25 protein-coding genes and 1 tRNA gene are annotated in these 26,801 nt (G+C 64.8%); 8 read left to right on the top strand and 18 right to left on the bottom strand.

Annotation, left to right across the window (positions count from 1 at the left end):
• Positions 1-142: 142 nt before the first annotated feature.
• The 9 genes from ccoS to LCL94_RS01610 all read right to left on the bottom strand — a co-directional run bounded on the left by ccoS (position 143) and on the right by LCL94_RS01610 (position 8,707).
• Positions 143-307: a cbb3-type cytochrome oxidase assembly protein CcoS gene (gene ccoS, locus LCL94_RS01650; protein ID WP_224830711.1), complete on the bottom strand. Its 165-nt coding sequence runs from the start codon at positions 305-307 to the stop codon at positions 143-145.
• The gene (locus LCL94_RS01645; protein ID WP_224830710.1) at positions 304-2,427 is read right to left on the bottom strand and encodes a heavy metal translocating P-type ATPase; all 2,124 of its coding nucleotides are present in this window, start codon (positions 2,425-2,427) and stop codon (positions 304-306) included. The genes ccoS and LCL94_RS01645 overlap by 4 nt, the downstream gene beginning before the upstream one ends.
• Entirely contained in the window at positions 2,424-2,870 is a 447-nt protein-coding gene (locus LCL94_RS01640; protein WP_224830709.1) for a FixH family protein, read from the bottom strand. Before LCL94_RS01640 ends, LCL94_RS01645 begins: the two co-directional genes overlap by 4 nt.
• Positions 2,870-4,429: a cytochrome c oxidase accessory protein CcoG gene (ccoG, locus tag LCL94_RS01635; protein ID WP_224830708.1), complete on the bottom strand. Its 1,560-nt coding sequence runs from the start codon at positions 4,427-4,429 to the stop codon at positions 2,870-2,872. Before ccoG ends, LCL94_RS01640 begins: the two co-directional genes overlap by 1 nt.
• The gene (gene ccoP, locus LCL94_RS01630; protein ID WP_224830707.1) at positions 4,416-5,333 is read right to left on the bottom strand and encodes a cytochrome-c oxidase, cbb3-type subunit III; all 918 of its coding nucleotides are present in this window, start codon (positions 5,331-5,333) and stop codon (positions 4,416-4,418) included. The genes ccoG and ccoP overlap by 14 nt, the downstream gene beginning before the upstream one ends.
• Positions 5,323-5,481: a cbb3-type cytochrome oxidase subunit 3 gene (locus LCL94_RS01625; protein ID WP_160607394.1), complete on the bottom strand. Its 159-nt coding sequence runs from the start codon at positions 5,479-5,481 to the stop codon at positions 5,323-5,325. Before LCL94_RS01625 ends, ccoP begins: the two co-directional genes overlap by 11 nt.
• 2 nt (positions 5,482-5,483) lie before the next feature.
• Complete coding sequence (gene ccoO, locus LCL94_RS01620; protein WP_222553041.1) at positions 5,484-6,248, bottom strand: cytochrome-c oxidase, cbb3-type subunit II; 765 nt, start codon at positions 6,246-6,248, stop codon at positions 5,484-5,486.
• Positions 6,249-6,256: 8 nt separating this feature from the next.
• The gene (gene ccoN, locus LCL94_RS01615; protein WP_224830706.1) at positions 6,257-7,924 is read right to left on the bottom strand and encodes a cytochrome-c oxidase, cbb3-type subunit I; all 1,668 of its coding nucleotides are present in this window, start codon (positions 7,922-7,924) and stop codon (positions 6,257-6,259) included.
• Between the two features lie 81 nt (positions 7,925-8,005).
• Entirely contained in the window at positions 8,006-8,707 is a 702-nt protein-coding gene (locus LCL94_RS01610; RefSeq protein ID WP_224830705.1) for a helix-turn-helix domain-containing protein, read from the bottom strand.
• Between the two features lie 141 nt (positions 8,708-8,848).
• Here LCL94_RS01610 and LCL94_RS01605 point away from each other — a divergent pair, with 141 nt between their 5' ends.
• Positions 8,849-9,517 (top strand): OmpW/AlkL family protein, encoded by a 669-nt coding sequence (locus tag LCL94_RS01605; protein WP_160607390.1) that lies wholly within the window; start codon positions 8,849-8,851, stop codon positions 9,515-9,517.
• A 69-nt stretch (positions 9,518-9,586) separates the two neighbouring features.
• Here the strand turns inward: LCL94_RS01605 and LCL94_RS01600 are convergent, their stop codons facing one another.
• The 5 genes from LCL94_RS01600 to yghU all read right to left on the bottom strand — a co-directional run bounded on the left by LCL94_RS01600 (position 9,587) and on the right by yghU (position 14,204).
• Entirely contained in the window at positions 9,587-10,771 is a 1,185-nt protein-coding gene (locus LCL94_RS01600) for a molybdopterin molybdotransferase MoeA (RefSeq protein ID WP_224830704.1), read from the bottom strand.
• 50 nt (positions 10,772-10,821) lie between these two features.
• A complete protein-coding gene (locus LCL94_RS01595; RefSeq protein ID WP_160607388.1) occupies positions 10,822-11,607 on the bottom strand; it encodes an enoyl-CoA hydratase-related protein in 786 nt (261 codons plus the stop codon).
• Between the two features lie 64 nt (positions 11,608-11,671).
• Positions 11,672-13,183, bottom strand: a complete 1,512-nt coding sequence (locus LCL94_RS01590) for an acetyl-CoA acetyltransferase (RefSeq protein ID WP_224830703.1) — start codon at positions 13,181-13,183, stop codon at positions 11,672-11,674.
• 46 nt (positions 13,184-13,229) lie between these two features.
• Positions 13,230-13,304 (bottom strand) — tRNA-Gln (locus tag LCL94_RS01585).
• 48 nt (positions 13,305-13,352) lie between these two features.
• Entirely contained in the window at positions 13,353-14,204 is an 852-nt protein-coding gene (yghU, locus tag LCL94_RS01580; RefSeq protein ID WP_224832636.1) for a glutathione-dependent disulfide-bond oxidoreductase, read from the bottom strand.
• Between the two features lie 92 nt (positions 14,205-14,296).
• Between yghU and LCL94_RS01575 the strand changes: the two genes are divergently transcribed.
• From LCL94_RS01575 to LCL94_RS01560, 4 genes are all read left to right on the top strand, one after another.
• The gene (locus LCL94_RS01575) at positions 14,297-15,301 is read left to right on the top strand and encodes a DNA topoisomerase IB (protein ID WP_224830702.1); all 1,005 of its coding nucleotides are present in this window, start codon (positions 14,297-14,299) and stop codon (positions 15,299-15,301) included.
• A gap of 270 nt (positions 15,302-15,571) precedes the next feature.
• Positions 15,572-17,641 carry an NAD(+) synthase gene (locus LCL94_RS01570; RefSeq protein WP_412070786.1) on the top strand — a complete coding sequence of 690 codons (2,070 nt, stop codon included), beginning with the start codon at positions 15,572-15,574 and terminating at the stop codon, positions 17,639-17,641.
• Between the two features lie 4 nt (positions 17,642-17,645).
• Positions 17,646-18,533 carry a DMT family transporter gene (locus tag LCL94_RS01565; protein ID WP_224830701.1) on the top strand — a complete coding sequence of 296 codons (888 nt, stop codon included), beginning with the start codon at positions 17,646-17,648 and terminating at the stop codon, positions 18,531-18,533.
• Positions 18,534-18,671: 138 nt separating this feature from the next.
• Entirely contained in the window at positions 18,672-20,015 is a 1,344-nt protein-coding gene (locus LCL94_RS01560) for an MFS transporter (RefSeq protein WP_224830700.1), read from the top strand.
• Here the strand turns inward: LCL94_RS01560 and LCL94_RS01555 are convergent, their stop codons facing one another.
• Together LCL94_RS01555 and LCL94_RS01550 are read right to left on the bottom strand one after the other, a co-directional pair.
• Entirely contained in the window at positions 20,016-20,609 is a 594-nt protein-coding gene (locus LCL94_RS01555; protein ID WP_224830699.1) for an FMN-dependent NADH-azoreductase, read from the bottom strand.
• Positions 20,610-20,624: 15 nt separating this feature from the next.
• A complete protein-coding gene (locus LCL94_RS01550; protein ID WP_224830698.1) occupies positions 20,625-21,326 on the bottom strand; it encodes a pirin family protein in 702 nt (233 codons plus the stop codon).
• 105 nt (positions 21,327-21,431) lie between these two features.
• Here LCL94_RS01550 and LCL94_RS01545 point away from each other — a divergent pair, with 105 nt between their 5' ends.
• On the top strand, positions 21,432-22,361 hold the full coding sequence (locus tag LCL94_RS01545; RefSeq protein WP_224830697.1) for a LysR family transcriptional regulator: 930 nt from the start codon (positions 21,432-21,434) through the stop codon (positions 22,359-22,361).
• On the opposite strand, the gene LCL94_RS01540 is transcribed toward LCL94_RS01545, so the two are convergent.
• Together LCL94_RS01540 and LCL94_RS01535 are read right to left on the bottom strand one after the other, a co-directional pair.
• On the bottom strand, positions 22,358-23,437 hold the full coding sequence (locus LCL94_RS01540; protein ID WP_224830696.1) for a branched-chain amino acid aminotransferase: 1,080 nt from the start codon (positions 23,435-23,437) through the stop codon (positions 22,358-22,360). The two genes, LCL94_RS01545 and LCL94_RS01540, sit on opposite strands and share 4 nt — an antisense overlap.
• Positions 23,438-23,865: 428 nt before the next feature.
• Positions 23,866-24,414 (bottom strand): hypothetical protein, encoded by a 549-nt coding sequence (locus tag LCL94_RS01535; RefSeq protein ID WP_224830695.1) that lies wholly within the window; start codon positions 24,412-24,414, stop codon positions 23,866-23,868.
• Between the two features lie 71 nt (positions 24,415-24,485).
• On the opposite strand from LCL94_RS01535, the gene LCL94_RS01530 reads away from it, so the two are divergent.
• Together LCL94_RS01530 and LCL94_RS01525 are read left to right on the top strand one after the other, a co-directional pair.
• Positions 24,486-25,199 carry a TlyA family RNA methyltransferase gene (locus LCL94_RS01530; RefSeq protein WP_224832634.1) on the top strand — a complete coding sequence of 238 codons (714 nt, stop codon included), beginning with the start codon at positions 24,486-24,488 and terminating at the stop codon, positions 25,197-25,199.
• Between the two features lie 65 nt (positions 25,200-25,264).
• Complete coding sequence (locus tag LCL94_RS01525) at positions 25,265-26,797, top strand: acyl-CoA carboxylase subunit beta (RefSeq protein ID WP_224830694.1); 1,533 nt, start codon at positions 25,265-25,267, stop codon at positions 26,795-26,797.
• The last annotated feature ends 4 nt before the right edge of the window (positions 26,798-26,801 follow it).

Raw genomic sequence — 26,801 nt, 5'->3', positions numbered from 1 at the left:
TCTTCTCCGCCGGTGCGCATCGGGAGGGTAAGGACGATGGTCTCACCACTGGCGCAGAGCGTTGCCGTCAAGCTCGTGGCTTCGGCGGGCAGGGGGCCGATTATCAGTGGGAGCAGCGCAGCAAGGGGGAACGCGAAGGAACTCATTTGGCGCTCCTTTCGCTGTCGTCTTCATCGTCGATCAGAATGCGGTGCGCCGCACCGTCGAGATCCTCGAACTGCCCGTCGCGCATGGCCCAGAAGAACATCGCCAGCCCGAATACGCCCATGCCGAGCGCAATCGGGATCAGGATCGCAAGCCCGCTCACTTCGCGGACCTTGCGAGGCGGAGCGAGTTCGCGACCACGACCAGCGAGCTGAGCGACATGGCGATGGCTGCGATCAGCGGCGTGACCATGCCTGCCAGCGCCAGCGGAACGGCCAGCACGTTGTAGCCGATGGCGAAGGTGAAGTTCTGGCGGACGATCCGCATCGTATCGCGCGCCACGCTCACGGCAGTCGCCACGGGCGCAAGGCGCTCGCCGATGAAGACCGCATCTGCGGCCTGCTGGCTGATATCGCTGGCCGTGCCTGGCGCGATGGAGGCGTGGGCGGCAGCAAGGGCAGGGCCGTCGTTGAGCCCGTCGCCGACCATCAGCGGGAAATGCCCCTCGCTGCGCAGGGTTTCGAGCCGCTCGAGCTTTTCTTCCGGACCGACCCCGGCAAAGCCTTCGAGGTCCAGTTCCTCGACGACCTTGGCGACGGCACCCGGGCGGTCGCCGGAAATGACCTGCGAGCACACGCCCATGCGCGCCAGCGTGTCGATCGCTTCCTTCGCGTCTGGTCGCAGGCCATCCGAAAACAGGATGGGATAGGCGAGCCCGCCGACATGGAGCGTGGTGGACATGCCCGGTCCGCCGATCTCGTTACGGCGCAGCGCGACTGAGGAATTGTCCCACGTCGCCACGATCCCTTCGCCCTTTATCTCGCTGATATCGGAAATGGCGGCAGGCTTCACGCCTTCAGTCCGCAGGCTTGCCGAGAGACCGCGGCTGAGCGGATGGCTGCTGGATTGTGCAAGGGCGAGGGCCACCGATTTGGCGCGCCCGTCGAGGTGCGAGGTATCGGGGCGAGGCTCACCCAGCGTGAGCGTGCCGGTCTTGTCGAACAGGGCGATATCGACCTCTGCCAGCCGTTCGAGCGCCGTCCCGTCCTTGACCAGCAGGCCTTTCTTGATGAGCGCACCGGAGGCGACAACCTGCGCCGCCGGAACTGCAAGCCCCATCGCGCAGGGGCAGGTGATGATGAGCACCGCAATCGCGATGACGAGCGACTGGTGCCAGCCGGCGCCGGCGATCATCCAGCCGATGAATGCGAGCACTGCCAGGGTATGTACGGCAGGCGCATAGAGCCGCGAGGCGCGGTCCGCGATACGCACGTAGCGGCTGCGCGATTGGCCCGCCTCGTCCATCAGGCGCGCGATTTCCGCCAGTGCAGTATCGCCCTGCGTCGCCGTAATCTCGACCGTCAGCGGACCTTCTAGTGCGATCGCGCCAGCATGGACCGTATCGCCGGGGGCGACGGCTTCGGGCGTGCTTTCGCCCGTCAGCATGGCATTGTCGAGCGCGCCCTTGCCGGAAACGACCGTGCCGTCTGCGGCAAGGGCTTCGCCCGCCGCCACGATCATGGTCATGCCGGGAAAGAGGTTCTCCGCCGCGATCCGCTGCGTGCTGCCGTCCTCCTGGACGATGGCCGCGCTCTTGCCCATGCGCGACAGCAGCGCCCCGATGCCTGCCCGCGTGCGGTTGCGCATCATGGCGTCGAGCGAACGCCCTGCCAGCAGGAAGAAGAGCAGCATGACAGCGCCGTCGAAATAGGCGTGCTCGCCGCCGGTCAGCACTTCGTAGAAGGACATGCCCGTCGCCAGCAGGACACCGATCGAAATGGGTACGTCCATGTTTGTCCGACGATACCGCAGCGCCATGGCTGCGCTGGCGAAGAAGGGCCGGCCGGAATAAGCCACCACCGGCAGGGCGATAAGGGCGGAAAGAAGGTGGAACAGCTCGCGCGTCACGCCGCCCGCGCCCGACCACACGCTGACCGACAGAAGCATGATGTTCATCATGCCGAAGCCTGCGACCGCAAGCGCGCGGAAGAGGCGCTTTGCCTCCCGGTCGTCTTCCGCCAGCGGATTGGCGGCCACCGGCTGCGCTTCGAAGCCGAGGTGTTCGAGCGCCGAGATCAGCGCTTCGTCATCCACCCGCGCATCGTGGCGGACCGCTACGCGCTTGGCAGAGAAGTTCACGCGCGCCGCGTCGACACCATCGATTTCGCCAAGGCCGCGCTCGATCTTCGCGATACAGCCTGCGCACCGCATCCCCGGCACGGTGAAGCGGCTGTCGACCAGAGCCGGCGCCTCGTCGGGCAGGGGAGTGGCGAGAGCGTTCATCCCACGGGGCGCTCGATGCGGTATTCTTGGTCGCCTTCGGCAAGGGTCAGGCGGACCAGCCAGCGTCCTTCGGGCAAAGGCGCGGCGCTGACGAAGCGGCCGTCATCTGCTGCCTCGAGCTGCCAGCGCAGCGGTTCTGCCCGGCCGAGCGGATGACGCAGTTCGGCCGTCGCGAGCGTGCCTGCGGGGGTACCCTCGGTCTGGACTTCCAAATGGCCTGCCCCATTTCGTGCCACACGAGCCGACCAGCCGAGTTCATTGGCCTCTTCAGCTGCTGCCAGCCAGCCGTTGAACTTCTGGCTGGCGACGTAGGAATTCTCCACGACAACTCCGCCGAAGCTGTTCACGGCAAGGCCGGCCATCATGAAATTGACGGCGACCACCACGCCGAAGCCTCCGACGAGGATGCCGGTCATGTGCCAGCCCGTGAAACGCTTGGTCATCATTCGCTCTCCGGTGCGCTGAAGCGGGTCGTGCCGCTGGCGGTTTCGGGTTGCTGGTCGTCGGTCGCCAGCGTGAAGGTGAAGTCCTGCTGGCCGCTGCCTGCAGGCGCGACGACATAGGCCCTGACGGTCCGCGTCTCGTCCGCCGGGACGGTGAAGGCCTGACTGCGAGCCGCAGCATCCTGGCTGATGCGGTCGGTCCAGAAGCGGCCGCCTTCCAGCCCCTCCATCGCCACGGTCATCTCGCGAGGGCTGGTGGTCATGTTGCGCAGCTTGAGCGTGTAGGAATTGCGGATCGAACCGTCGCTCATCAGCATGAAGGGCGGATTGCGGTCGGGCGAAATGGTAAGGTCCAGATGTGATCTGGTGCCGAGGGCGAACAGCAGGGCGAAGCCGATCGCCGACCAGATGCCGAGATAGACCAGCGTGCGCGGGCGCAGCAGCGCCTTCCACGGCGGGCGCGGGGTGCCGCCTGCGGCCTCCCGCTCGCAGTCCTCCAGCGTGGCGTAGTCGATCAGGCCGCGCGGGCGACCGATGTCCTTCATCACCCGGTCGCAGGCATCGATACACAGGGCGCAGGTGATGCAGCCGATCTGCGGTCCTTCGCGGATATCGATGCCGGTCGGGCAGACCTGCACGCACTGGGTACAATCGATGCAGTCCCCGAACTGGCCGGGATTCTTGGCGGCCTTCTTGACGCTGCCTCGCGGTTCGCCGCGCCAGTCCTTGTAGGTCACCAGCAGCGATTTTTCGTCCATCATCGCGGTCTGGATGCGCGGCCAGGGGCACATGTAGATGCACACCTGTTCGCGCATGAACCCTCCCAGCGTGACCGTGGTCAGCGTCAGGACGGCTACCGTGATGTAGGCGACCGGCGCGGCCTCTCCGCGCCAGAAATCATGCACCAGGGTAGGTGCATCGGCGAAATACATAATCCACGCGCCGCCGGTCCAGAACCCGATGAAGAGGTAGATGGACCATTTGAAGGCGCGGCGCATGACCTTGCTCCAGGTCCACGGCGCCGCGTCGAGGCGCATGCGCGCATTGCGGTCGCCGTCGACGAAGCGGTCGACGTGCTGGAACACGTCGGTCCACACGGTCTGGGGGCAGGCATAGCCGCACCAGGCGCGGCCGACCGCGCTGGTCACGAGGAAGAGGCCGATGCCCGCCATGATCAGCAGGCCGGCGACGAAGTAGAATTCGTGCGGCCAGATCTCGATGCCGAACATGTAGAAGCGGCGGTTGGCGAGATCGACCAGCACTGCCTGGTCGGGCGCGTAGGGGCCACGGTCCCAGCGGATCCACGGTGTGCCGTAGTAGATCGCGAGGGTGACGACCATAACCAGCCACTTGAATCGGCGGAACGGGCCGTCGATGCGCTTGTTGTGAACCGCCTTGCGCGCTTCGTAGAGCTTTTCGGGCAGGTCCTGACGCGGCGGCTGGTGCGGCTCGTGCCGGCGGGTGGCCGCTTCGGGGCTGGCAACGGCGCTCGAGACGGGGTCGTTGGTCTTGACGACCCCGTCTTCGATTACCTGCCGCGGATCGTCATTCTGCGGCATCGGCTTCGGCGACCGGTTCTTCGACCGGAGCCTCCACGAAGTCCTCGCCTCCCCCGCGCGAATGGACGAATGCCGCCAGCATCTTGATGGTCACCGGATCGAGCCGTTCGCCAAAGGCGGGCATTGCGCCCATCTTCGGGTTCACGAGCTGCGCCCGGATGGCTGCGGCGCTGCTGCCGCGCAGCCAGATGGCGTCGTCGAGGCGCGGCGCGCCCAGTTCGCGGTTCCCTTCGCCTGCGGTGCCGTGGCAGGCGGCACAATTGTCCGCATAGGTGGCAGCGCCGGCGGCATTGGGCTGTTCCAGGCCGCTGAGCGACCGGACGTGCGAGACGAGCGCAGCCATCTGGGCATTATCGAATGCGCCGTCGAACGGGGGCATCACGCCCTGGCGGCGCTCTTCGCCCGGCTGGCGGATGCCGTGCGTGATCGTGTATTCGATCTCGCTCATCGAACCGCCCCACAGCCAGTCGTCGTCGTTGAGGTTGGGATAGCCGAGGTCCTGATAGCCCGCTGCGCCCGATCCGTGGCACTGCGAACAGTTCACGCGGAATGCAGCGGCGCCGCCAGCGATGGCCTGTTCCATCAGTTCGGGATCGGCTGCCAGCTTTTCCACGTCCAGAGCGGCGATCCGCTCGTTCACGCTCATGCGGGCCTGGTCGGCGAGATCCATCTCGTCTGCCAGCTGGCCGCGGCTGGTCCAGCCCAGCATGCCCTGCGTGGCGCCCGATATCATCGGCCAGGCAGGATATGCCACCGTGTAGGCGAGGCCCCAGAAGACCGTCAGGTAGAAGGTCCACAGCCACCAGCGCGGCAGCGGCGTGTTCAGTTCCTCGATGCCGTCCCATTCGTGACCGACGAATTCGGTCCCGGTCGGCTGGTCGATGCGCTTGTCGTCATTCGCCATCGGGCATGTCCTTGAAAATCGAATTGGCGGCGTTCTGGTTGTGCTGGTGTGCTCCGGGGCGGAACGGCCAGGCGCAGAGCGCGAGGAAGGCGACCATCATGGCTGCGAGGCCATAGCTGTCGGCGAAGTGGCGCAGGGTTTCGTACATCCTCAGCGCCCCTTCTCGGTGGCGAGTTCCTCCTGCGCGGCGGCGCTGTCGACATCGACCAGCGTGCCCAGCATCTGCAGGTAGGCGACCAGCGCATCCATCTCGGTCAGGCGAGCCGGATTGCCGTCGTAATCGCGCACCTGCGACTTGGGATAGCGGGCAGCGAGGTCCGCCGCATTGCCGGCAGGGTCAGCCTGGAGCTTGAGGTCGGCCTCGGCCTTCTCGATCTGCTCGTCCGAATAGGGCACGCCCACCAGGCGAAGCGCCGCGAGGTTGGCAGCCGGATCGGCAATAGACAGGTCTGCCTCCGCCAGGAAGCCGTACTGCGGCATCACGCTTTCGGGCACGACATCCTGCGGGTTCTTGAGATGCTGCACGTGCCATTCGTCCGAATAGCGGCCACCGACGCGGGCAAGGTCCGGCCCGGTACGCTTGGAGCCCCACTGGAACGGGTGGTCGTACATGCTTTCTGCCGCGAGGCTGTAGTGGCCGTAGCGTTCGACCTCGTCCTTGAACGGACGGATCATCTGGCTGTGACAGGTATAGCAGCCTTCGCGGATGTAGATGTCGCGGCCGGCGAGTTCGAGCGGTGTGTAGGGACGCATCCCGTCCACCTTCTCGATCGTGTTGTCGATCCAGAATAGCGGGGCGATTTCCACGATGCCGCCGATAGTGACGGTGAGGAAGGTCGCGACCGCCATCAGGGTGACGTTGCGTTCGAGCCGCTTGTGGCCCTTGACGGTTTCTTTGACGACTTGGTCTGTCATGCTCGTTCTCACTCGGCCGGTACGGCGGCAGGGGGAAGGGGACGGTCGGCGTTCTCGTCGTGCGGGGTTTCGGTCATCGGAGCTTCCTCGCGGACACGACCGGCGAGGGTCTGCCACACGTTCCAGATCATGATGACGTAGCCCGACAGGTAGAGCAGGCCGCCGAAGGCACGCAGGAGGTACATCGGGTGGAGCGCTGCGACGGTGTCGGCAAAGCTGTTCACGAGGTAGCCGTCGGCACCGTATTCACGCCACATCAGGCCCTGGGTGACGCCTGCCACCCACATGCTTGCGGCGTAGAAGACGATCCCCAGCGTCGCGAGCCAGAAGTGCCAGTTGATCATGCGCAGCGAATACATCCGCTTGCGCTTCCACAGGCGCGGCGCGAGGTAGTAGACGCAGGCGAAGGTGATCATGCCGTTCCAGCCCAGTGCGCCGGAATGGACGTGGCCGATGGTCCAGTCGGTGTAGTGCGACAGGCTGTTCACGGCCTTGATCGACATCATCGGGCCTTCAAAGGTGCTCATCCCGTAGAAGGCGAGCGCCATGACCATCATGCGGATGATCGGGTCGGTGCGGATCTTGTCCCAGGCGCCGTTCAGCGTCATCAGGCCGTTGATCATGCCGCCCCAGCTGGGCATCCACAGCATCACCGAGAACACCATGCCCAGCGTCTGCGCCCAGTCGGGCAGCGCGGTATAGTGGAGGTGGTGCGGACCCGCCCAGATGTAGAGGAAGATCAGCGACCAGAAGTGGATGATCGACAGGCGGTAGGAATAGACCGGACGCTCGGCCTGCTTGGGGACGAAGTAGTACATCATCGCCAGGAAGCCGGCGGTCAGGAAAAAGCCGACCGCGTTATGGCCGTACCACCACTGGGTCAGCGCATCCTGCACCCCGGCGAAGACCTGGTAGCTGCGCGAACCCGTCAGGCTGACCGGGATGGCGAGGTTATTGACCACGTGCAGCATCGCCACGGTGATGATGAAGGCGAGGAAGAACCAGTTGGCCACGTAGATGTGGGGTTCCTTGCGCTTCACGATCGTGGCGACGAAGACGATAAGATAGGCGACCCAGACGATGGTCAGCCACAGGTCGACGTACCATTCGGGTTCGGCGTATTCCTTGGACTGCGTAACGCCGAGGAGATAGCCGGTGGCCGCCAGCACGATGAACATCTGGTAGCCCCAGAACACGAAGCGCGCGAGCGAGGGGAAGGCCAACTTGGCGCGGCAGGTACGCTGGACGACGTAGAAGCTGGTTGCGAGCAGCGCATTGCCGCCGAACGCGAAAATCACCGCGCTGGTATGCAGCGGGCGCAGGCGGCCGAAATTGAGGTAGGGCTCGAAATTGAGCTGCGGAAACGCAAGCTGCAGGGCGATATAGAGCCCTGCCACGAAGCCTGCCAGGCCCCAGAACATCGTCGCCAGCACGCCCCAGCGCACCGGGTCGTCGTCATACTGGCTTTCCCCCGGCGGAATGCGGAAGAAGCTGTTGAGCGATGTCGTGGGATCGAACCTTGCGGCGCTGACCAGGACGAGGGCGAAGGCCGTCACCGCGACGATCAGCGCATGCGCGGCGAAACCGCCGTCCTTCGCCGATAGCATCGCCGCCAGTGCCAGCAGGGCGATGACAAACCATAGTGCCACGCGCCCGAGAGCAGATTCAGCTTGCATTGAAATCTCCGTTGTCCGGCACTGCTGCTAGCCACCCGTTGGCGGGCAAACTTTGATCCAGCGCAATTTTGGTCAAAAATTTCACGCGGCCTCGGTCAGGTATCCGGCCCGCGCCTCGAGGGCGCGCAGATCGACCAGTTGCACGCCCGACTTGCCGACCGTGCGGACGATCCCCAGGTCGCGCAGGATGGTGAATTGGCGGCTCACCGTCTCGATGGTCAGGCCGAGGCTGTCGGCAATGTCGCGCCGCGACATCGGCAGGTCGATGAAGGTGAGGCCTTCGCGCTCCACGCCGATGCGGTGCGCCATGCCAACAAGGAAGCTGGCGAGCCTTTCGGTGGCGGTCTTGCGGCCGAGCGTGAGCGACTTTTCGCGCGACCGCGAAAGCGAGCGGCGGGCTGTGTCGAGCAGGCTGCGCAATACGGCAGGATCGCCGCGGGCAAGGTCGGCGAAGCTGGCGTAATCGAACACCAAGAGGTCGCTCTTGCGCAGCGTGCTCAGCGTATAGGAATGCTCGGCGCGGGCAGGGACGACTACCAACTCGTCGGGGAAATGGAACGCGACCACCTGGTTGCGACCGGCCGAGGCATGGGCGACCAGCTTTATCGCGCCCGATGACACGAACACGAGATGGTCGCTCCCCTCGTCGAGGCCAAGAGCAACGTCGCGCGCCGCGTCCACGGGGCGCGCCAGCGAGCGGAACCGCAGGATGGCGTCATCGCCAAGATGTGCCGGCAGGTGCAGCTGCGCAAACCGGTCGAATTGCTCGGCGAAGGTCATCATTGCGCGGCGATGCCGTACAAAACCTCTGGCGGCATTGACCTAAATCAAGGTCAGGGACTTGCGCCAAGGGCATTGGGACTGGCGAGCGCTGTAACAACCTCGGCCGTAAAGGGCGGCCACTGCAGCGCCAGGACGGAAATCATGAAGAACAAGTTCGCGCTGAGCTTCGCCACCCTGGCAATCGCAGCTTTCCCGGCCACCGCATCTGCCGAAGCCGGCGACCTGCAGGTCAAGCTTCTGGGCACGCTGGTCAGCCCCGACGGGGAAATCACGCGTGTGGACACCGACATCGTCGGCCTGCCTGCCGATACGCAGACCAAGGCCAACGACAACTTCGTGCCGACGCTGGCTATCGAATATTATTTCAGCGACAATTTTTCGGTCGAGACGATCTGCTGCATGACCCAGCACGACGTCGATGCCGTGTCGGGCCTTCCCGGCGCCGAACTGGTGTCGAACGCCAAGGTGATCCCGGCAACCTTCACCGCGAAGTACCACTTCGACCTCGGCGCGGTGCGTCCCTATGTCGGCGCAGGCCCGACCTACTTCCTGTGGGTCGGCGAAGATCCCGGCGCGGCAACCCTGCCGCTGGGCGTGACCGACACCGACCTGTCGGACGAATTCGGCGTTGCACTGCAGGCCGGTTTCGATGTCGATCTCAACGACAAGGGACTTGGCCTGACTTTCGATGCCAAGCGCTATTTCGTCGACACCACCGCGCAGTGGTACGTCGGTGACACGCTGGCCATCCAGACCAAGCACAAGCTCGACCCCTGGGTGCTCAGCGCCGGCGTCAGCTACCGGTTCTGACCGGCATAAAGGTGCAGCCGCGCCGCGGGATGAACACCGAGTTCCCGCGGCGCGGCTGCGCTTCCCATTTCAGAAGGGGACGGCCTCGACCAGCGCCCCCTTGTCGCAGGCAGGCGATCCGGCAGGACGCCTGATCAACCAGTCAGCCGCTGCGAGCGGTGCCTGCGCCCCGCTTTCCTGGTTTCCTACCGGTGCCAACCCCTCCGACGTGGCCGTTGCCCTGACGAATGTCTCGCGGTCGCCGGTTTCGGGCAGGGGTGAGGCCAGCGGATTTGGGACGAAGCGCAACTCTGCTACCGGTTTTCCGCCCTGCATCGCTGCCAGTAGCGGACGCAGGAAAAGCCGCGCGGTGACCATGGCGGATGTCGGATTGCCCGGCAGGCCCATGACGAGACGGCCATTCGCTTTCCCGAACCACACCGGCTTACCGGGCTTGATGGCGATGCCTGCAAAGACAAGGTCCAGACCTGCCTTGCCGAACATGGGCTTGGCGAGGTCGTGATCGCCTACCGATGCGCCCCCGGTTACGACCACGCAATCGGCTGATTCCAATGCCTTGGCCGCTGCGTCTTCCAGCAATTCTAGCCGGTCGGCGCCTCTTGACCGCAGGACCACTTCACAGCCCATGGCCTCGCACATTGCGGCTACGCCGTAGCTCGCGGATTCGGCGATCGCACCGTCCTTCAAATGCGCAGAGCCGGGGGCGGCCAATTCGTCACCCGTCGCGATAATCGCGATCCTGGGCCTGGCTGAGACCTCTACCGTGTCCCGGTCGGCAGACGCCGCCGCCACCATTGCGCGTGGTGTGAGCCTTGTCCCCGCGGCCAGAAGCAGTTCCCCTGCACGAAAATCACTGCCGGCGCTCCTTACATGCCGCGCCGGACCGAAGCCGCTGCGGAACCGGACCTGCTCGCCTTCGCGCTCGGCGTATTCCTGCATGATCACGCAATCCGCACCTGCCGGTAGCGGAGCGCCGGTGAATATGCGCATGGCAGTGCCCGGTTCGAGGGTGCCGGGATCGGGCTGGCCGGGCCGGCTCTCTCCGGCCACGGCCATCCACCGGCCCGGTTCCGCATCGGCCAGCGACACGGCATAGCCATCCATCGCCGACACGGCTCGCGCAGGGGCATCCGAACGCGCGTTATGCGGGGCTGCAAGGAAGCGCCCTGCCGCCTGTTCGAGCGGCACGCTTTCGGAGGGTAAGGGGCGAACAGCGCCCGCAAGCAGCGCGAGCGCTTCGTCGAAGCTGGTCATGGACGCCTTCTAGGGCTGCCGGCCATTGCTTGGCCAGAGCGGCTTTTGCCTCAGGCGCCCTTGAATGCGGCCTTGCGCTTCTGGAGGAATGCCATCGCACCTTCGACGGCGTCCTGCGTGCTGCCCGCGATACGCTGGGCATTGGCCTCTGCCGCAAGCGTGGCTGGGAAGTCGGCCTGCAGCCCGTCGCGCAGCGTGCGCTTCATCTGGCCGAGCGCCACGGTCGGACCGTTGGCCAGCTTTTCGACCAGCGCGCGGGCTTCGCTTTCCAGCGCGTCGTCTTCCACGCACTTGTAGATGAGGCCGATGCGTTCGGCTTCCTCGCCGTGGATCTTCTCGCCCAGCATCATCATGCGCGTTGCCTGTGCGGTGCCGATGAGACGCGGGAGCATCCAGCTCGATCCGCCATCGGGCACGAGGCCGATGTTCACGAAAGCTTGGAGGAAATACCCGCTCTTGCCTGCCAACACGAAATCGGCGGCTAGCGCGATAGAGCAGCCGACGCCGGCTGCCGGGCCCTGGACCATCGAGACGACGGGCACGGGAAGGCTGGCCAGCGCCTGCACCATAGGATTGTAATGCTTGCTGAGCGAGGCAAAGGCGCGGTCGCCGCCGCTGACCGACATTTCGGCGTTGGCAGCAAGGTCCGCACCCGAGCAGAAGGCACGGCCTTCGCCGCGCATCAGCACCGCGCGGGCATCGCCGATATCGCGCAGGGCGGTGAAGATCTCGTCCGCCATCTGCGGGGGGCAGGCGTTGAGGCGTTCGGGCCGGTTGAGCGTGATCGTCAGGACCGGACCTTCGCGGGTCGCCGTGATCATTTCGAAATCGCTCATCTCTGCAGTCCCTCTCTCATGTGTCTGTGCAACCCCTCTGCGCAAATCGGTGCGCGATTGCAACCTATTGCGAGGAGCGTAGCCAGATTGCGCGTCCGTCCTCGCCGGTCAGGATGGTGCCGGCAGTTCCTACCGGCTCGCTGGTGCCGTCGGTGAAGAAGGCAATCATCTCTGCGTCATCGCCGGAGATGGCGGCGAGAGTGCGCTTGCCCTCCGGCGTGCGTGCGACGACGACACCCTCGCGCGCGCTGCCGTCGCGCTCGTAGAACACGGTATAGGTCTCGACCGTCGCGGGACCAGCGTATTCCTCGTCGAGTTCGGGCACTTTGCCGCGCCGCTCATCGGCTTCTGCCTGATAGTTGAAGTCCTGCGGGAAGCTTGCACCGGTCGGCTGGCCCGACAGCAGGATCGTGTGATTGTGTGTCGCATAGCCGCCGTTGGCGAAGAGCAGGCCCTTGTCAGCCGTGCCGCGTAGCCGCAGCACCATCTCGGCGACCGCATGGCTCATGTAATTGCCGATCGGCCCGCCGCCGAAGGTGAGGCCGCCGAAGACGCTGGACGCCTTGTCCAGCGGCCAGCCGAGCACGCGGCGCGCCATCTTCGGTACGCAGGGGAAGCAGGAATAGAGTTCGACATGGGCAAGGTCGCCTGCCTCGACATCGTTCAGCTGCATCGTCCGCTCGATCGAGGTGGCAAGGCTGGGCGAGGCATCGTAGCGGTCGCGGGCAAGGAAATTGCCGCTTTCGTGCGCCGCTGCGCCATATCCCACGAAGACCACCTGACTATCGGAAAGACCGCGTGCGCGCGCTTCGCCGAGGCTGGTGACGAGGAAGCCTGCGCCTTGGTTCACCGATGAATTGGCGACCTGGAGCTTGGTATAAGGAAAGGCGATCGGGCGATTGTTGTCCGACGGGGTGACGATGTCCCCGGCTTCTGCTTTGCGGCGGATCCAGGCGCTTTCGTTGCCGGCTGCGACCTTGCTCATGCCGGCCCAGATTGCGCCGCTTTCCGCCTGCCCTTGGGCGAGCGACTGGCCGTAAGCCGCGCGTCCTGCATTCTCGTAGAGCGGATAAACGTCGGTCGGCACGACCAGCCCGAAACCTTGCGCATAGCCTGTGCGCCGCCGGTGCGAGGCATCGCGCAGCGCGTTGGGCTTGGAGCCGTCCTCCCGCGGCTTGAGCGCGGCAAGGCGTGCGGCGGTGCGCAGGGCTTCGCCGCCGACCACGGCACAGACGCGCGCGTCGCCGCAGGCGATGCGGTTGGCGGCTTCGTGAAGTAGAAGGATCGGGCTGTCGCCATTGGGCATGGCAGTCTGCATCCGGTGGGCCGGGTCGATTCCGAGCCTTTCGGCCAGCGCCCCGTCGACCGGGTTGAACTGCGGCCATGCCAGCTGTGCGACCACGGCCAGCGAATCGCAGGTCTCCAGCCAGCCGCCGCCCGCATCGGCATCGGCGCGTCGCAACGCCTCTGCCATCAGCCCGATGGGGTCGAGGGCGTCGCCGGGATTTTCGGTGCGGTCGTTGATCTGGCCAACGCCGATGATGACGGGAATGCGGTTCGGGTCCTGATCGCTCATGCGGTCAGGGTTAGCGGGAAGCGCCGAATTCGCAAATGGGAGAAAGTGGCTGGGGTGGCAGGGATCGAACCTGCGAATGTCGGTACCAAAAACCGATGCCTTACCACTTGGCTACACCCCAGCAGGCGGGCGCTCCTATAGCGCGCCCGCCGCCGATGTGAAGGGGGTGTTAGAGCTTCTTGCCCTCGAAATCCGCTGCCGAGTGCCGTTCGAGAAGCTGGGTGTCCTCGTCGCCCCATGCCTTGTTGACGATCCGCCCGCGCTTGACGGCGGGGCGAGCCGCTATCTGCTTCGCCCAGCGCGCCACATTCCCGTACTCGTGGATCGAGAGAAAGGTCTTCGCCTCGTTGTAGATCGTGCCTTCGACGAAGGGCGCGAGCCAGGGGAAGGTAGCGATGTCGGCCACCGTGTATTCGTCACCGCCGAGGTATTCGCTGTCCGCAAGCCGCTTGTCCGCGACATCGAACAGGCGCTTGGTTTCCATGGCATAGCGGTTGATCGGGTATTCGTATTTTTCCGGCGCATAAGCGTAGAAATGGCCGAAGCCGCCGCCGATGAAAGGCGCGCTGCCGACCTGCCAGAACAGCCAGCTCAGCACCTCGGCGCGCGAGGCGTCGGTCGGCAGGAAGGCGCCGAACTTTTCCGCCAGGTGCATCAGGATTGCGCCGCTTTCGAAGACTCGCACCGGGTTCTCGCCGCTGCGGTCAAGCAGGGTGGGAATCTTGGAATTGGGGTTGAGGTCTACGAAACCGGAACCAAACTGGTCGCCATTGCCGATGTTGACCGTGAAGGCGTCGTATTCCGCGCCCGAATGCCCTGCCTCGAGCAATTCTTCGAACATTATTGTGGCCTTCACCCCGTTGGGCGTCGCCAGCGAATAGAGCTGGAAGTCGTGCTCGCCGGTCGGCAGGTCCTTCTGCTCGCGTGCGCCGGAGGTCGGGGCGTTGATGCTGGCGAAGCGGCCGCCGTTTTCTGAGTCGTTGGCCCAGACTGCGGGCGGGGTATAGGTCGGGTCGGCCATCAGGTTCTCCTTTCCGTGATGGGCTAGTTGGCTCATCCGTTCGTCGCAAGATGGGGAACCGCTACAGCCCTGCCACGGTTCTTCGCTTCGCCATGACGAAGCTCATCTATGTCGACGACAGCCTGCCAGGCATTTCCCGCAAACGCGCCGGCAAGGGCTGGGCCTATTACGACGAGAAGGGCAGGCTCATCGGCGATGCGGCGGAGAAGAAGCGGCTCAATGCGATCGCCTTGCCACCAGCCTATACCGACGCATGGTTCTGCCCGGCGGCAAACGGGCACATCCTCGCCACCGGCATCGATGCCAAGGGGCGCAAGCAGTACCGCTACCATCCGGAATTCCGCACCGCGCGCGAGAGCGAGAAGTTCGATGGCTGCATCGCGTTCGGAAACCTGCTGCCGCTGGTGCGCAAGCGGGTGGAGGACGATCTCAAGGGCCGCAAGCTGACGCGCGAACGGGCAGTTGCCAGCGTGGTGCGCTTGCTCGACCTCGGCGCCGTGCGCGTGGGGAACGAGGGTTATGCGGAGCGCAACAAGAGCTTCGGAGCCACTACCCTGCGCCGCCGCCATGCCGAAGTGACGGGCAAGACCCTGCGCCTCAGGTACAAGGGCAAGTCCGGCAAAATGCGCGAAGTCACGCTGACCGACGGGACGCTGGCGCGCATGGTGCGCTCCATGCAGGACCTGCCGGGCCAGAACGTCTTCAAATATGTCGACGAAGACGGAGAAGTGAATGCCGTCACCTCCAGCGACGTGAACCACTATCTCGAAGAGGCCATGGGCGAGCGGTTCACCGCCAAGAATTTCCGCACCTGGCACGCCAGCGTGCTGGCGCTCGAATGCCTGCGCAATGGCGAGGGGAAGATGCCTCTCAAGGCGCTGCTCGACTGCGTGGCCGAGAAGCTGGGCAATACGCCTGCGGTGACGCGACGAAGCTATATCCACCCCGCCGTGATCGACCTCGTAGAACGGCAGGAAGAGTGGCGGGCGAACCTGCGCCTCCCGCGTGCCACGCGCTGGCTGACGCGCGAGGAACGGGCACTGATCGATCTGCTGCAGGAAGCGCCGGCGGCAGCGGAGTTGCTGAAGGCCGCATGAGTCTTGCATCGATTATCTTTTAGAGATAATCGCATGGGCATGCATATCGCGGGACAGAAACTCAAGGCCTGGCGCCTGTCGCAGGAGCCGCCACTTTCCGCGGAAGAATTCGCCTCGCGGCACGGCTTCAAGACGCAGACCGTATTCGGCTGGGAGAGTAAGGGCCGGATCGCCCGCGCCGATGCCCAGCGCAAACTTTCCGAGCTCGGCATCTGCCAACCCGCCGACTGGATCACCCCCGCCTCTGAAGGCGAGAAAGACACCCGACCAATGGCAATGGGCGATACGCACCCCTTCTACGACTTGCACACCCATGGCTTCGTACGGGTGGCGACGGCTACCCCGCGCACGCGCACGGCAGACGTCGCCTACAATGCGCAAGGCATTCTGGAGCAGGCCGAAAAGGCGCACGAGCAGGGTGTCGACCTGCTGCTTTATCCCGAGCTGTGCCTGTCGTCCTATGCGATCGACGATCTGCACTTGCAGACGGCGCTGCTCGAAGCGGTGGAGCGGCACCTGTCGGACATCGTCGAGGCATCCGAGAAGCTTTCGCCGGTTTTCGTCATCGGCGCGCCGCTGCGGCGCAACGGGCGCATCTACAATTGCGCCATCGCCATTGCGAAGGGTCGCATCCTCGGCGTGGTGCCCAAGAGCTACCTGCCCAACTACCGCGAATTCTACGAAAAACGCTGGTTCAGCCACGGGCGCGAATGCGTCGGGCTGGAGATCACGGTGGGCGGCAAGACGGTACCCTTCGGCACGGATATCGTGTTCGAGGCGACCGACCTGGCAGGCTTCACTTTCGGCATCGAGATCTGCGAGGATTTCTGGTCGCCTAACCCGCCCGGTACGCTTGCCGCGCTGGCCGGGGCGACGATCCTGCTGAACCTCTCGGCCTCGAACATCACCATCGGCAAGTCGGACGAGCGGCACATGCTCACCCGCGCCAGTTCCTCGCGCTCGGTCTGCGCCTATGCCTATTCGGCGAGCGGTTACGGCGAGAGCACGACCGACCTTGCGTGGGACGGGCAGGGGATGATCTACGAGCTGGGGGACCTGCTGGTCGAAAGCGAACGCTTCGACCACGCACCCGAGCTATGCGTCACCGATATCGACACCCGCCGCATCCTTGCCGAACGGATGCGGATGCAGACCTGGGGCGACGCCGGAGATTTCGCCGGACGGCCCGAGGACTGGTTTCGCCGCGCCAGGTTCGAACACGGGGCGCCGCGCAGGGACATTGGCCTCGTGCGCCCGATCCGCCGTTTCCCCTTTGTGCCCAACCGGCGCGAGAAGCTGGACGAGGATTGCTACGAGGCCTTCAACATCCAGGTCGATGCGCTTATGCGCCGGATCGAATCCACCAAGGCCAAGACCATCGTGATCGGCATTTCGGGGGGGCTGGATTCGACCCACGCGCTGCTCGTCGCGGCGAAGGCGATGGACCGGCTGGGGCGGCCCCGCACCGACATCCGCGGTTACACCATGCCCGGCTTCGCGACCTCGGACCACACCAAGTCCAATGCGTGGAAGCTGATGGAAGCCTTCCACATCACGGCCGAGGAAATCGACATCAAGCCGGCCGCACGCCAGATGTTGGAAGATATCGACCACCCCTTTTCCGACGGCGAGCCGCAATACGACACCACCTTCGAAAACGTGCAAGCTGGCCTGCGGACCGACTATCTGTTCCGCCTCGCCGGGCACCATTCTGGCTTCGTGCTAGGGACGGGCGACCTGAGCGAGCTGGCGCTCGGCTGGTGCACCTATGGCGTGGGCGACCAGATGAGCCACTATGCAGTGAATGCGGGCGTGCCCAAGACGCTGATCCAGTACCTCATCCGATGGACGACCACGACGCACCAGTTCGACGACGGCGTGGACGAGATATTGCTCGCCATCCTCGATACGGAGATCAGCCCGGAACTGGTGCCGGCTGGTGCGGACGGCGCCATCCAGTCCACCCAGTCGATCATCGGGCCGTATGAGCTGAACGACTTCTTCCTCCACCACGTCATCCGCTGGGGGCAGAGCCCGAGCCATGTCGCCTTCCTCGCGTGGCATGCTTGGAAGGACGCGGAAGCGGGGTTGTGGCCGATCGACTTCCCGAAGGAAGCGCGCAACCAGTACGACCTTTCCACCATTGCCAAATGGCTCGAGAATTTCGTGAAGCGCTTCTTCGCCTTCAGCCAGTTCAAGCGCAGCGCCTTGCCCAACGGCCCCAAGGTCAGCGCGGGCGGCGCCCTGTCCCCGCGCGGCGACTGGCGCGCGCCGAGCGATGCAGTGGCCGACGTCTGGCTGGCCGATTTGCACGGCGCGCTCCCGCCGCTGGAAGGCTGAGCCCGTGTCACCCCGCGCCTTTGCCATCATCATGGCGTGCAACGTCGTCTGGGCGCTCAACGTCGTGGTGAGCAAGATTGCGGTCAGCGACCTTGAGACGCCGCCGCTGTTCTACGCTTTCCTGCGTTCGGCCATTGTCGCGCTCGCCTTGCTGCCGCTGCTGCGACCGGTTCCGAGGCAGTTGGGCAGGGTCATGCTGATCGGTCTTGCGATTAGCGGCGGGTCCTTCGCCCTGCTGTTCATGGGGCTCCAGACAGCCAGCCCTTCGGCTGCGGGCGTGGTCAGTCTTTCGGGAGCACCGATGACGGTGCTGTTCGCCATCCTGTTCCTAGGCGAGCGCATCCGCTGGAAGCGTGGCCTCGGCATCGCACTGGCCTTCGGCGGCGTCCTTTACGCGATGACGGGCGGCAACCAGATGGAAGCGAGCACCGGCCTTATCCTCATTTTTGCCGGTGCGGTCGTCGGTGCGCTGGGCACAGTGTTCATGAAGCAGCTCGATATCTCATCGATCCGGTTGCAGGCTTGGGCAGCCCTCGCATCGGTGCTGGTGCTGTTGCCTTTGTCGCTGGCGATGGAGACGGGTCATGCCACCTCGTGGAAGGCTGCCCCGTGGGAGCTGGCGGCCTGCCTGGTCTTCGCCGCAATCGTCGTTTCGGTCGGCGCACACACGGCCTACTACCGGCTGCTGCAGGAAAACGACGCCAATCTCGTCGTGCCCCTGACCCTTATGACCCCGATCCTGACGATCGTGTTCGGTGCATGGCTGACGGGCGATGCGGTGGGCACGAGGCTGGTCGTGGGCGGGGCGATCGCGCTGGCAGGCGTTGCGATTATCGTCCTCAGGCCCACGCGCAATATCTTCAAGCCGCTGCTCGTAAAGACGCGGATATGATGCTCCTCCTCGTGAAATCAGCAGCTTGGGCGACGCACTTGCCAGAACGGTGATTCCGAGTCACACATCCGGCACGGATCGTTAGGGACGCATCCGGCCACGGCACAAAGCCAGCCGCTCACTGCAAGGGGGACGAGCATGGCTGTTGCCGGTTCAAGCAATCCGTGGATTCTCGAAAACAGCCAGCGACTGCGGCTGTTCACGCTGTTCATTCTCTATGTCGGGCAAGGCATGCCCATCGGCCTGTTCTGGTTCGCCATCCCCGCCTGGATGGCCGTAAATGGGGCGTCCGCTGCCGATGTCGGGACGGTCGCCGCACTGACGGCGCTGCCGTGGTCGCTGAAGCTGGTGAACGGCTTCATTATGGACCGCTACACCTTCCTGCCAATGGGACGGCGCAGGGCGTGGATACTTGGCGCGCAGTTCGTGATGATCGCGTGCCTGGTCGCCGCCGCCCTGATCGATCCGGCAGTGACCGACGTCGCCATCCTCGGCGGCATAGGCTTTGCCGTGAACATGGCGACGACGTTCCAGGATGTCGCCGTCGATGGCCTTGCAGTCGATATCATGACCGAGGACGAACGGGCCCGCGGGTCGGGGATGATGTTCGGCGGACAGGCGATCGGCGTCGGCGTTGCCACGGCCATCTGCGGCTTCGTGATCGAGCGTCTGGGTGCGCCTGCCGCCTTCCTTATCGTTGCGGCGCTGATCTTCGCCCTATGCGTCTACATCGCATCCTTCAGGGAACGCAGCGGAGAAAGGTCGTTGCCGTGGAGCGCCGGGCAGGCGCATCGGCGGAACCTGGAAATCCAGCTCGATGCCTGGTGGCCGCTCCTCAAGGCGACATTCCATTCGATGAGCCGGGCGGTGAGCCTGCTCTGGATACCGTGCCTGTTCGGGCGCGGGATGCTCTATGGTGCCTTCACCGGGGCCACTCCGCTGATCGGGGCGAATTATGCCGGCTGGGATACATCGGAAATCGCCAGCCTGACCGCGACGGGCGGTCTCCTGGCAGGCGTGCTGTGCATGACGCTCGGCGGCTGGCTCGGGGACAAATTCGGCGCGAAACGGATCGGCCTGATGTGGCTGGCCTCCGGAATTGCCCTTTGTGCCGTCATGTATTTTGGCGTCGCCTATTGGAGCAATTCGGCCGTCTTCGTGGCCTTCGTGTGCTTCTGGATCCCGCTGGACATGCTGATCACGGTCGCACTGCTGCCGATCTCCATGCGCCTGTGCGATCCGACCGTGGCTGCCACGCAGTTCACGATCTACATGGCCGTGTCCAACTTCGGCATCTCGTTCGGGGCGTACATGCTCGGCAAGACCGATGCGCTCGGAGGCTTGCCCGCGATCTTCCTCATCGTGGGGGCAGGACTGGCCGGTGCCCTGACATTGTTGCTGACCGTCCAGTATCCGCGCCGCCCCGAGTACTATGAACTCCGGAAGCGGCGCGAAATACTTTCCGCGCAGAAGCCTGCCTGATTAGGCGGCCAGCTGTTCGACCTGCTGGTGCGCTTCGGCGATCTTCTCTTCGCCGCCTTCGCCCATGATGCCGTCGGCAGCGACGACTTCCACGTCCTTGATGCCGAGGAAGCCGAGGAAGAAGGTCAGCCACGGCGTCATGAAGTCCATCGCGCTGCCCACTGGCGTGCCGCCCGATGCGGCCGTGATGTAGGCCTTCTTGCCCGTCAGCAGGCCCTCGGGACCATTGGCGGTGTACTGGAAGGTCGTGCCGGCACGCGCGACGAGGTCGGCCCAGGCCTTGACCGTCGCGGGGACCGAGAAGTTGTAGATCGGCACGCTGAAGACCAGCGTATCGGCCGCCTTCAATTCCTCGATAAGCTCGTCGGCCACTTTCGCCAGTTCATGCTGTTCGGGCGAGCGATCGGTATAGGGCGCGAGGTTTGCTGCGAAACGCTCGGCGTCAATGAAGGGCAGGTCGTTCTTCGATAGGTCGCGGGTGAGGACGTTCGCGCCCTCTTTGGCGGCGAGGCCATCGACCAGCTTGATGCCAAGGCTGCGCGATACGGATTCGCCGTCACGGATACTGGCGGTGATGTGAAGGATGGTGCTCATGTGTCTGTCTCCTGTTCAGGCTGCGTCGACGAGGACGAGTTCGCTGTCCTCGAGCGCGGTGATGGTGATGCTGTCTTCCTTGGTGATGGCGATGCCGTCGCGGGCCTTCGCCTCGATATCGCCCACGCGGATGCTGCCGGTGGCGGGCACGAGGTAGAGGTGCCGGTCGGCCTGGGCAGGCGTGTAGGTCACGCTTTCGCCTGCCTTGACCGTGGCGCCAAGCACGCGGGCATCGGTGCGGATGCGCAGCGCGTCATCATCATCTGCAGCTCCGCTGGCGAGCGGTACGAACTGGCCGGCGCGGTCGCCCTTGGGGAACTGCCGCGCGCCCCAGCTGGGATCGCCGCCGCGTTCGGACGGGATGATCCAGATCTGGAACAGCGTGGTTTCCTCGTCCTCGAGGTTGAACTCGGAATGGGCCACGCCGCGGCCCGCGCTCATCACCTGGACGTCGCCTGCTTCGGTGCGGCCTTCGTTGCCCATGCTGTCGCGGTGGGTGATCGCGCCGCTGCGGACATAGGTGATGATTTCCATGTCCTGGTGCGGGTGGGTCGGAAAGCCGCTCTTGGGCGCGATCTTGTCGTCGTTCCAGACGCGCAGGGCGCCCCAATTGACGCGCGAGGGGTCGTGATATCCGGCGAAGGAAAAGTGGTGGTGCGCATCGAGCCAGCCGTGGTTGGCCGCGCCGAGCGTGTTGAAAGGCCGTAGTTCGATCATGACGTGTCTCCCTGTGGGAATGCTTCGTTGGGAGTGGAGATAGGGTTTGCACCGCGTTTCGATAACTGCGATAAAACACATCAGGATGTTCAGGAAATCCGAACAATGAAGTTGGGCGAGCCGAGCCTCGACCAATTGCGCATCTTCCTCGCCGTGGCGGAGGAGGGCAGCTTCGGCGCGGCCGCGCGGCGCATGGGGCGGGCGGTTTCCGCCGTCAGTTACGGCATCGCGCAAATGGAGTCGCAGCTTGGCGTCACCCTGTTCGAACGCGAGGGATCGCGCCGGCCCGTGCTGACCGAAGAGGGGCGCGGCCTGCTGGCCGAGGCCAAGGGCATCGCCGACGGGATCGACGCCCTTCTGGCCAAGACGCGCAGCCTTCATGCGGGGTTGGAAAGCGAAGTTTCGCTGGTGGTGGACGTGATGCTTCCGGGAGAGGTTACGGCCAGCGTGCTGCGCGAATTCCGCGCGATGTTCCCCACCGTCGCCTTGCGCTTGCAGGTCGAGGCATTGGGGGCGGTGGCGGCCTGCCTGCTCGATGGCGGCGCGGACCTTGCCGTCGGCGGGCCGGTGCTGGCGGATCATCCCGAGTTGGAACGGCAGGCGATCGGTGAGGTCGAACTGGTCCCCGTGGCCGCGCCGCAGCACCCTCTTGCCCGCAAGGGTGTCGCGCCCGGTGAAAGCCGCAAGCACCTGCAGCTCGTTCTGTCCGACAGGTCGCCGCTGACGGAGGGGCGCGAGTTCTCGGTCCTGTCACCGCAAAGCTGGCGATTGGCCGATCTCGGCGCCAAGCACGCGTTGCTCAAGGAAGGCATCGGCTGGGGCAACATGCCGCGCCACACGGTGAGCGCGGATATCGCCGAGGGGCGGCTGTGCCTGCTCGACCTGCCCGAAAAGCCCGGCGCGAATTACACGCTCAGCGCCCTATGGCGCCGCGATGCACGCCCGGGCCCGGCGACCAGCTGGTTGATCGATGCGATCCGAGACCGGCTGGGCGATTGCAGCGCGGTCGAACCGTCGGTCGCCGCGAGGGGTTAGAGCTTCACCGTCCAGCCGTGATTGTCGGGAACGGCGCCCTTCTGGATGCCGACCAGCTTTTCGCGGATCTTGTTGGTGATCTGGCCTGTGCCGCCGCTGCCGATGTGGAATTCGCCATCGGGGCCGAGGACCGTGCCAACCGGCGTAACCACCGCTGCGGTGCCGCAGGCCATCGTCTCGAGCAGGCGGCCCGAGGTGGCATCGGCGCGCCACTGATCGATGCTGTAAGGCTCCTCGCGCACGGTGAGGCCTTCCTCGCGCAGCAGCTGGATCAGGCTGTCCCGAGTGATGCCCGGCAGAATCGTGCCGGTGAGCGGCGGGGTGATCACGCTGCCGTCGTCGAAGACGAAGAACAGGTTCATGCCGCCCAGTTCCTCGATCCACTTTTTCTCGACCGCATCGAGGAAGACGACCTGGTCGCAGCCGTGTTCGATACCTTCGGCCTGCGGTACGAGGCTGGCTGCGTAATTGCCGCCGGTCTTGGCCGCACCCGTGCCGCCGGGGGCCGCGCGGGTGTAATTGCGGCTGACCCAGATCTTCACCGCCTTCGCGCCGCCCTTGAAATAGCCGCCGACCGGCGAGGCGATCAGGATATACTTGTACTGGCGGGCCGGACGCACGCCGAGGAAGGCCTCGGACGCGAACATGAAGGGCCGCAGATACAGCGCGCCGTCGGGAATGGTCGGTACCCAGTCGCGGTCGATCGCGACAAGCTGGCGGATCGATTCGAGGAACAGTTCCTCCGGCAGTTCGGGCATGGCCATACGCCGGGCGCTATCGTTGAAGCGGCGTGCATTCTGTTCGGGGCGGAACAGGGCAAGGCTGTCGTCGCCCTGCTTGTAGGCTTTCATCCCCTCGAAGATTTCCTGCGCATAGTGAAGCACGGCCGCGGCGGGATCGAGGCTGATCGGCTCGCGCGGGCCCAGCGTCGCCTTGTGCCACCCGCCCTTGTCGGCGTCGTAGTCGATCACGACCATGTGGTCGGTGAAGAGCTTGCCGAAGCCGGGGTCGAGAAGGGCCTGCTGGCGCGTTTCGCCGGGGACCGGGGCGGGGTGGGGGATGTGCTCGAAATCCATGCCCGCGCGGTTAAAGGTAGGTGGGTTTCAGGGCAAGGTCTGAAGCCACAAAATGAGAAGGGCAGCTTCGCCCGGAGGAGAAACTGCCCTTCGCATGGTCAGCGGCGGAAGTGCCGCTCACGAAGTCTCTATCGGGTCTGCTTACCGATAGTACCTCGCGCGGAAACTTGCCGACCTCTCTGCTGAACCATGAGACATCGGATCACCTCCTTTCGCGCTAGTGAGCTAGAAGCCTTTTCAAGGGCCCCAAGACCGCGTTCGCCGCTGATCTTGACTATCAATTTGTTGCGTTGCGGCGTGTAAAACAAGGCTTGAAAAAAAGTTTTCCCACGTCAGAATCAGCATTTGTGGCTCGGAGCATCCTCCGGGCCTTTTTCATTGGTCGATCGCTGGCTTGCGCAAGGCGGTGGAGGCCGAAGGGAATCGGCCTAGCGGCAATCCTCGATCACGCGCGTTACTTCGGCCCAGGCGGGCAGGTAGAGCGTGGGCTGGCCCGGTGTCTCGACTGCGAATCGACCACGGGTCAACGCAATCGCGTCGAGCAGCGGATCGCGAGCCGCGACCACCGCCACCGACAGGGGCGCCTGCGAGGTGGCAGGCCTTGCCTGCAGCGTGCGGTCCTGCGTTTCGGTGCGCAGCGTCATGGTCGAGGCGGTATTCGTGCCGCGAATCGTGCGTGCGATGGAAATCGTCCGGTCCGCCGTGTTGCAGGAGAGCGACAGGGCCGTCTGCATGGGCGAAGTCCCGGTGCCGAAGGTCGCGCTGTTATTTGCGTATTTCCAGTCGCCCGGCGTCTGCGGCGCATCGATCCAGTTTTCGGGCGCTGGTGCGGCTGCGATCGGAGCCGGCGGGGGCGAGGGCCTCGTTGCAGGCGTGGGGCTGGGCGCTGGCGTCGGTTCCGGCGCGGGCGGGATGCAGGCGGCAAGGCCGAGCGTCAGTGCGGCAGCGGCGGCAAAATGTCCGTAGGTCGGTTTCATAGATGAACAATGCGCGCTAACGCCCTAGGTTTCAAACGGAGTTTGCTGTGGCGAAGAAACGTCTCGACCAGATGCTGGTGGACCGCGGGCTTGTAGAAAGCCGCACGCGGGCGCAGGCGCTGGTCATGGCGGGGCTGGTCTTTTCCGGCGAACAGAAGATGGCCAAGCCCGGCCAGCAACTGCCGGAAGACGCGCCGCTAGACGTACGCGGGCGCGATCATCCGTGGGTCAGTCGCGGCGGGATCAAGCTCGCCCACGCGATCGAGCATTTTGGGCTCGATCCGCGCGGCATCACGGCGATGGATATCGGCTCGTCCACCGGCGGGTTCACCGACGTGCTGCTGCAGGGCGGGGCGGAGCACGTGTTCGCCGTCGACAGCGGCACCAACCAGCTGGCATGGAAACTGCGGCAGGACGAGCGCGTCACCGTGCTCGAACAGACCAGCGCGCGCATCCTGACGCCGGAGATGATCGACCGCCCAGTCTCGTGGGTCGTATGCGATGCGAGCTTCATCAGCCTCGCCAAGGTGCTCGAACGTCCGCTCGAACTGGCGGAGCGCGATTGCCGCCTCGTTGCCCTCATCAAGCCGCAGTTCGAGGTCGGGCGCGAGGAAGTGGGCAAGAAAGGCGTGGTCAGCGATCCCGCCCTCCACGCCCGCGTGTGCGAGGAAGTGCGGACTTGGGCCGAAGGGCTCGGTTTCGCGGTGCAGGGCATCGTCGAAAGCCCGATCACCGGCCCTGAAGGCAATGTGGAATTCCTGATTAGCGCGCACAGGACCACCTGACGTCATTGACGCTGCCGCTCCGTCCGCTCTAGGCGCTTTGCCGAGAGAGTTCAGACGGAGAGAACATGTCCGCCAATATCGCCGAAATGGAACGCCGCCGCGCCGCTGCAGAGCTGGGCGGCGGGCAGAAGCGCATCGACGCGCAGCACGCCAAGGGCAAGCTGACCGCGCGCGAGCGGCTCGACGTGCTGCTGGACGAGGGCAGCTTCGAGGAACTGGACCGCTACGTCGAGCATGACTGCGTCGATTTCGGCATGGACCAGCAGCGCATCCCGGGCGATGGCGTGGTCACCGGATCGGGCACGATCAACGGCCGCCTCGTCTATGTATTCTCCCAGGATTTCACGGTCTTCGGCGGCTCTCTTTCCAAGCGCCATGCAGAGAAGATCTGCAAGGTTATGGACACTGCGATGAAGGTCGGCGCACCGGTCATCGGCCTCAACGATTCGGGCGGCGCGCGCATTCAGGAAGGCGTGGCATCGCTGGGTGGATATGCCGAGGTGTTCCAGCGCAACGTGCTCGCATCGGGCGTGGTGCCGCAGATCAGCCTTATCATGGGGCCGTGCGCAGGCGGGGCGGTCTACAGCCCTGCGATGACCGACTTCATCTTCATGGTGGAGGATTCGAGCTACATGTTCGTCACCGGCCCCGATGTGGTGAAGACGGTGACCAACGAAGTCGTCACGCAGGAGGAACTGGGCGGGGCGAAGACGCACACCACCAAGACCTCGGTCGCCGACAACAGCTTCGAAAACGACATCGAGACGCTGCTCGCGACGCGCAATTTTTTCGACTACCTCCCGCTGTCGAACCGCGAGGAGGTGCCCGAGCGCCCGACCTCGGACGCATGGGACCGCGAGGAGCCGAGCCTCGACACGCTGATCCCCGACAACGCCAACCAGCCCTATGACATGCACGAGGTCATCCGGAAGACGCTGGACGAGGGCGATTTCTTCGAAATCCAGCCCAACCATGCCGCCAATATCATCTGCGGCTTCGGCCGGGTGGAAGGGCGCACCGTGGGCGTGGTGGCGAACCAGCCGATGGTGCTCGCCGGCGTGCTCGACATCAATTCCTCCAAGAAGGCCGCGCGCTTCGTGCGCTTCTGCGATGCCTTCGAAATCCCGATCCTGACTTTCGTCGACGTGCCCGGCTTCCTTCCCGGAACGGCGCAGGAGCACAATGGCATCATCAAGCACGGTGCGAAGCTGCTCTTTGCCTATGCCGAGGCGACCGTACCCAAGATCACCGTGATCACCCGCAAGGCCTATGGCGGCGCTTACGACGTGATGGCGTCGAAGCACCTTCGCGGAGACCTCAACTACGCCTGGCCCACCGCCGAAATCGCCGTGATGGGCGCCAAGGGCGCGGTGGAGATCATCTTCCGCCAGGACCGCGACGATCCCGACAAGATCGCGGAGAAGACGAAGGAATACGAAGACCGCTTCGCCAACCCCTTCGTGGCGGCGCAGCGCGGCTATATCGACGAGGTGATCTACCCGCACTCCACGCGGCGGCGCATCGCGCTGGGGCTAAGGAAGCTGCGTGGCAAGCAGCTCGAGAACCCGTGGAAGAAGCACGACAATATTCCTCTGTAGGAGC

The sequence above is a fragment of the Qipengyuania gaetbuli genome (assembly GCF_020171365.1).
Taxonomy (GTDB): domain Bacteria; phylum Pseudomonadota; class Alphaproteobacteria; order Sphingomonadales; family Sphingomonadaceae; genus Qipengyuania; species Qipengyuania gaetbuli_B.
This window is presented reverse-complemented; position numbering and strand designations above follow the sequence as displayed.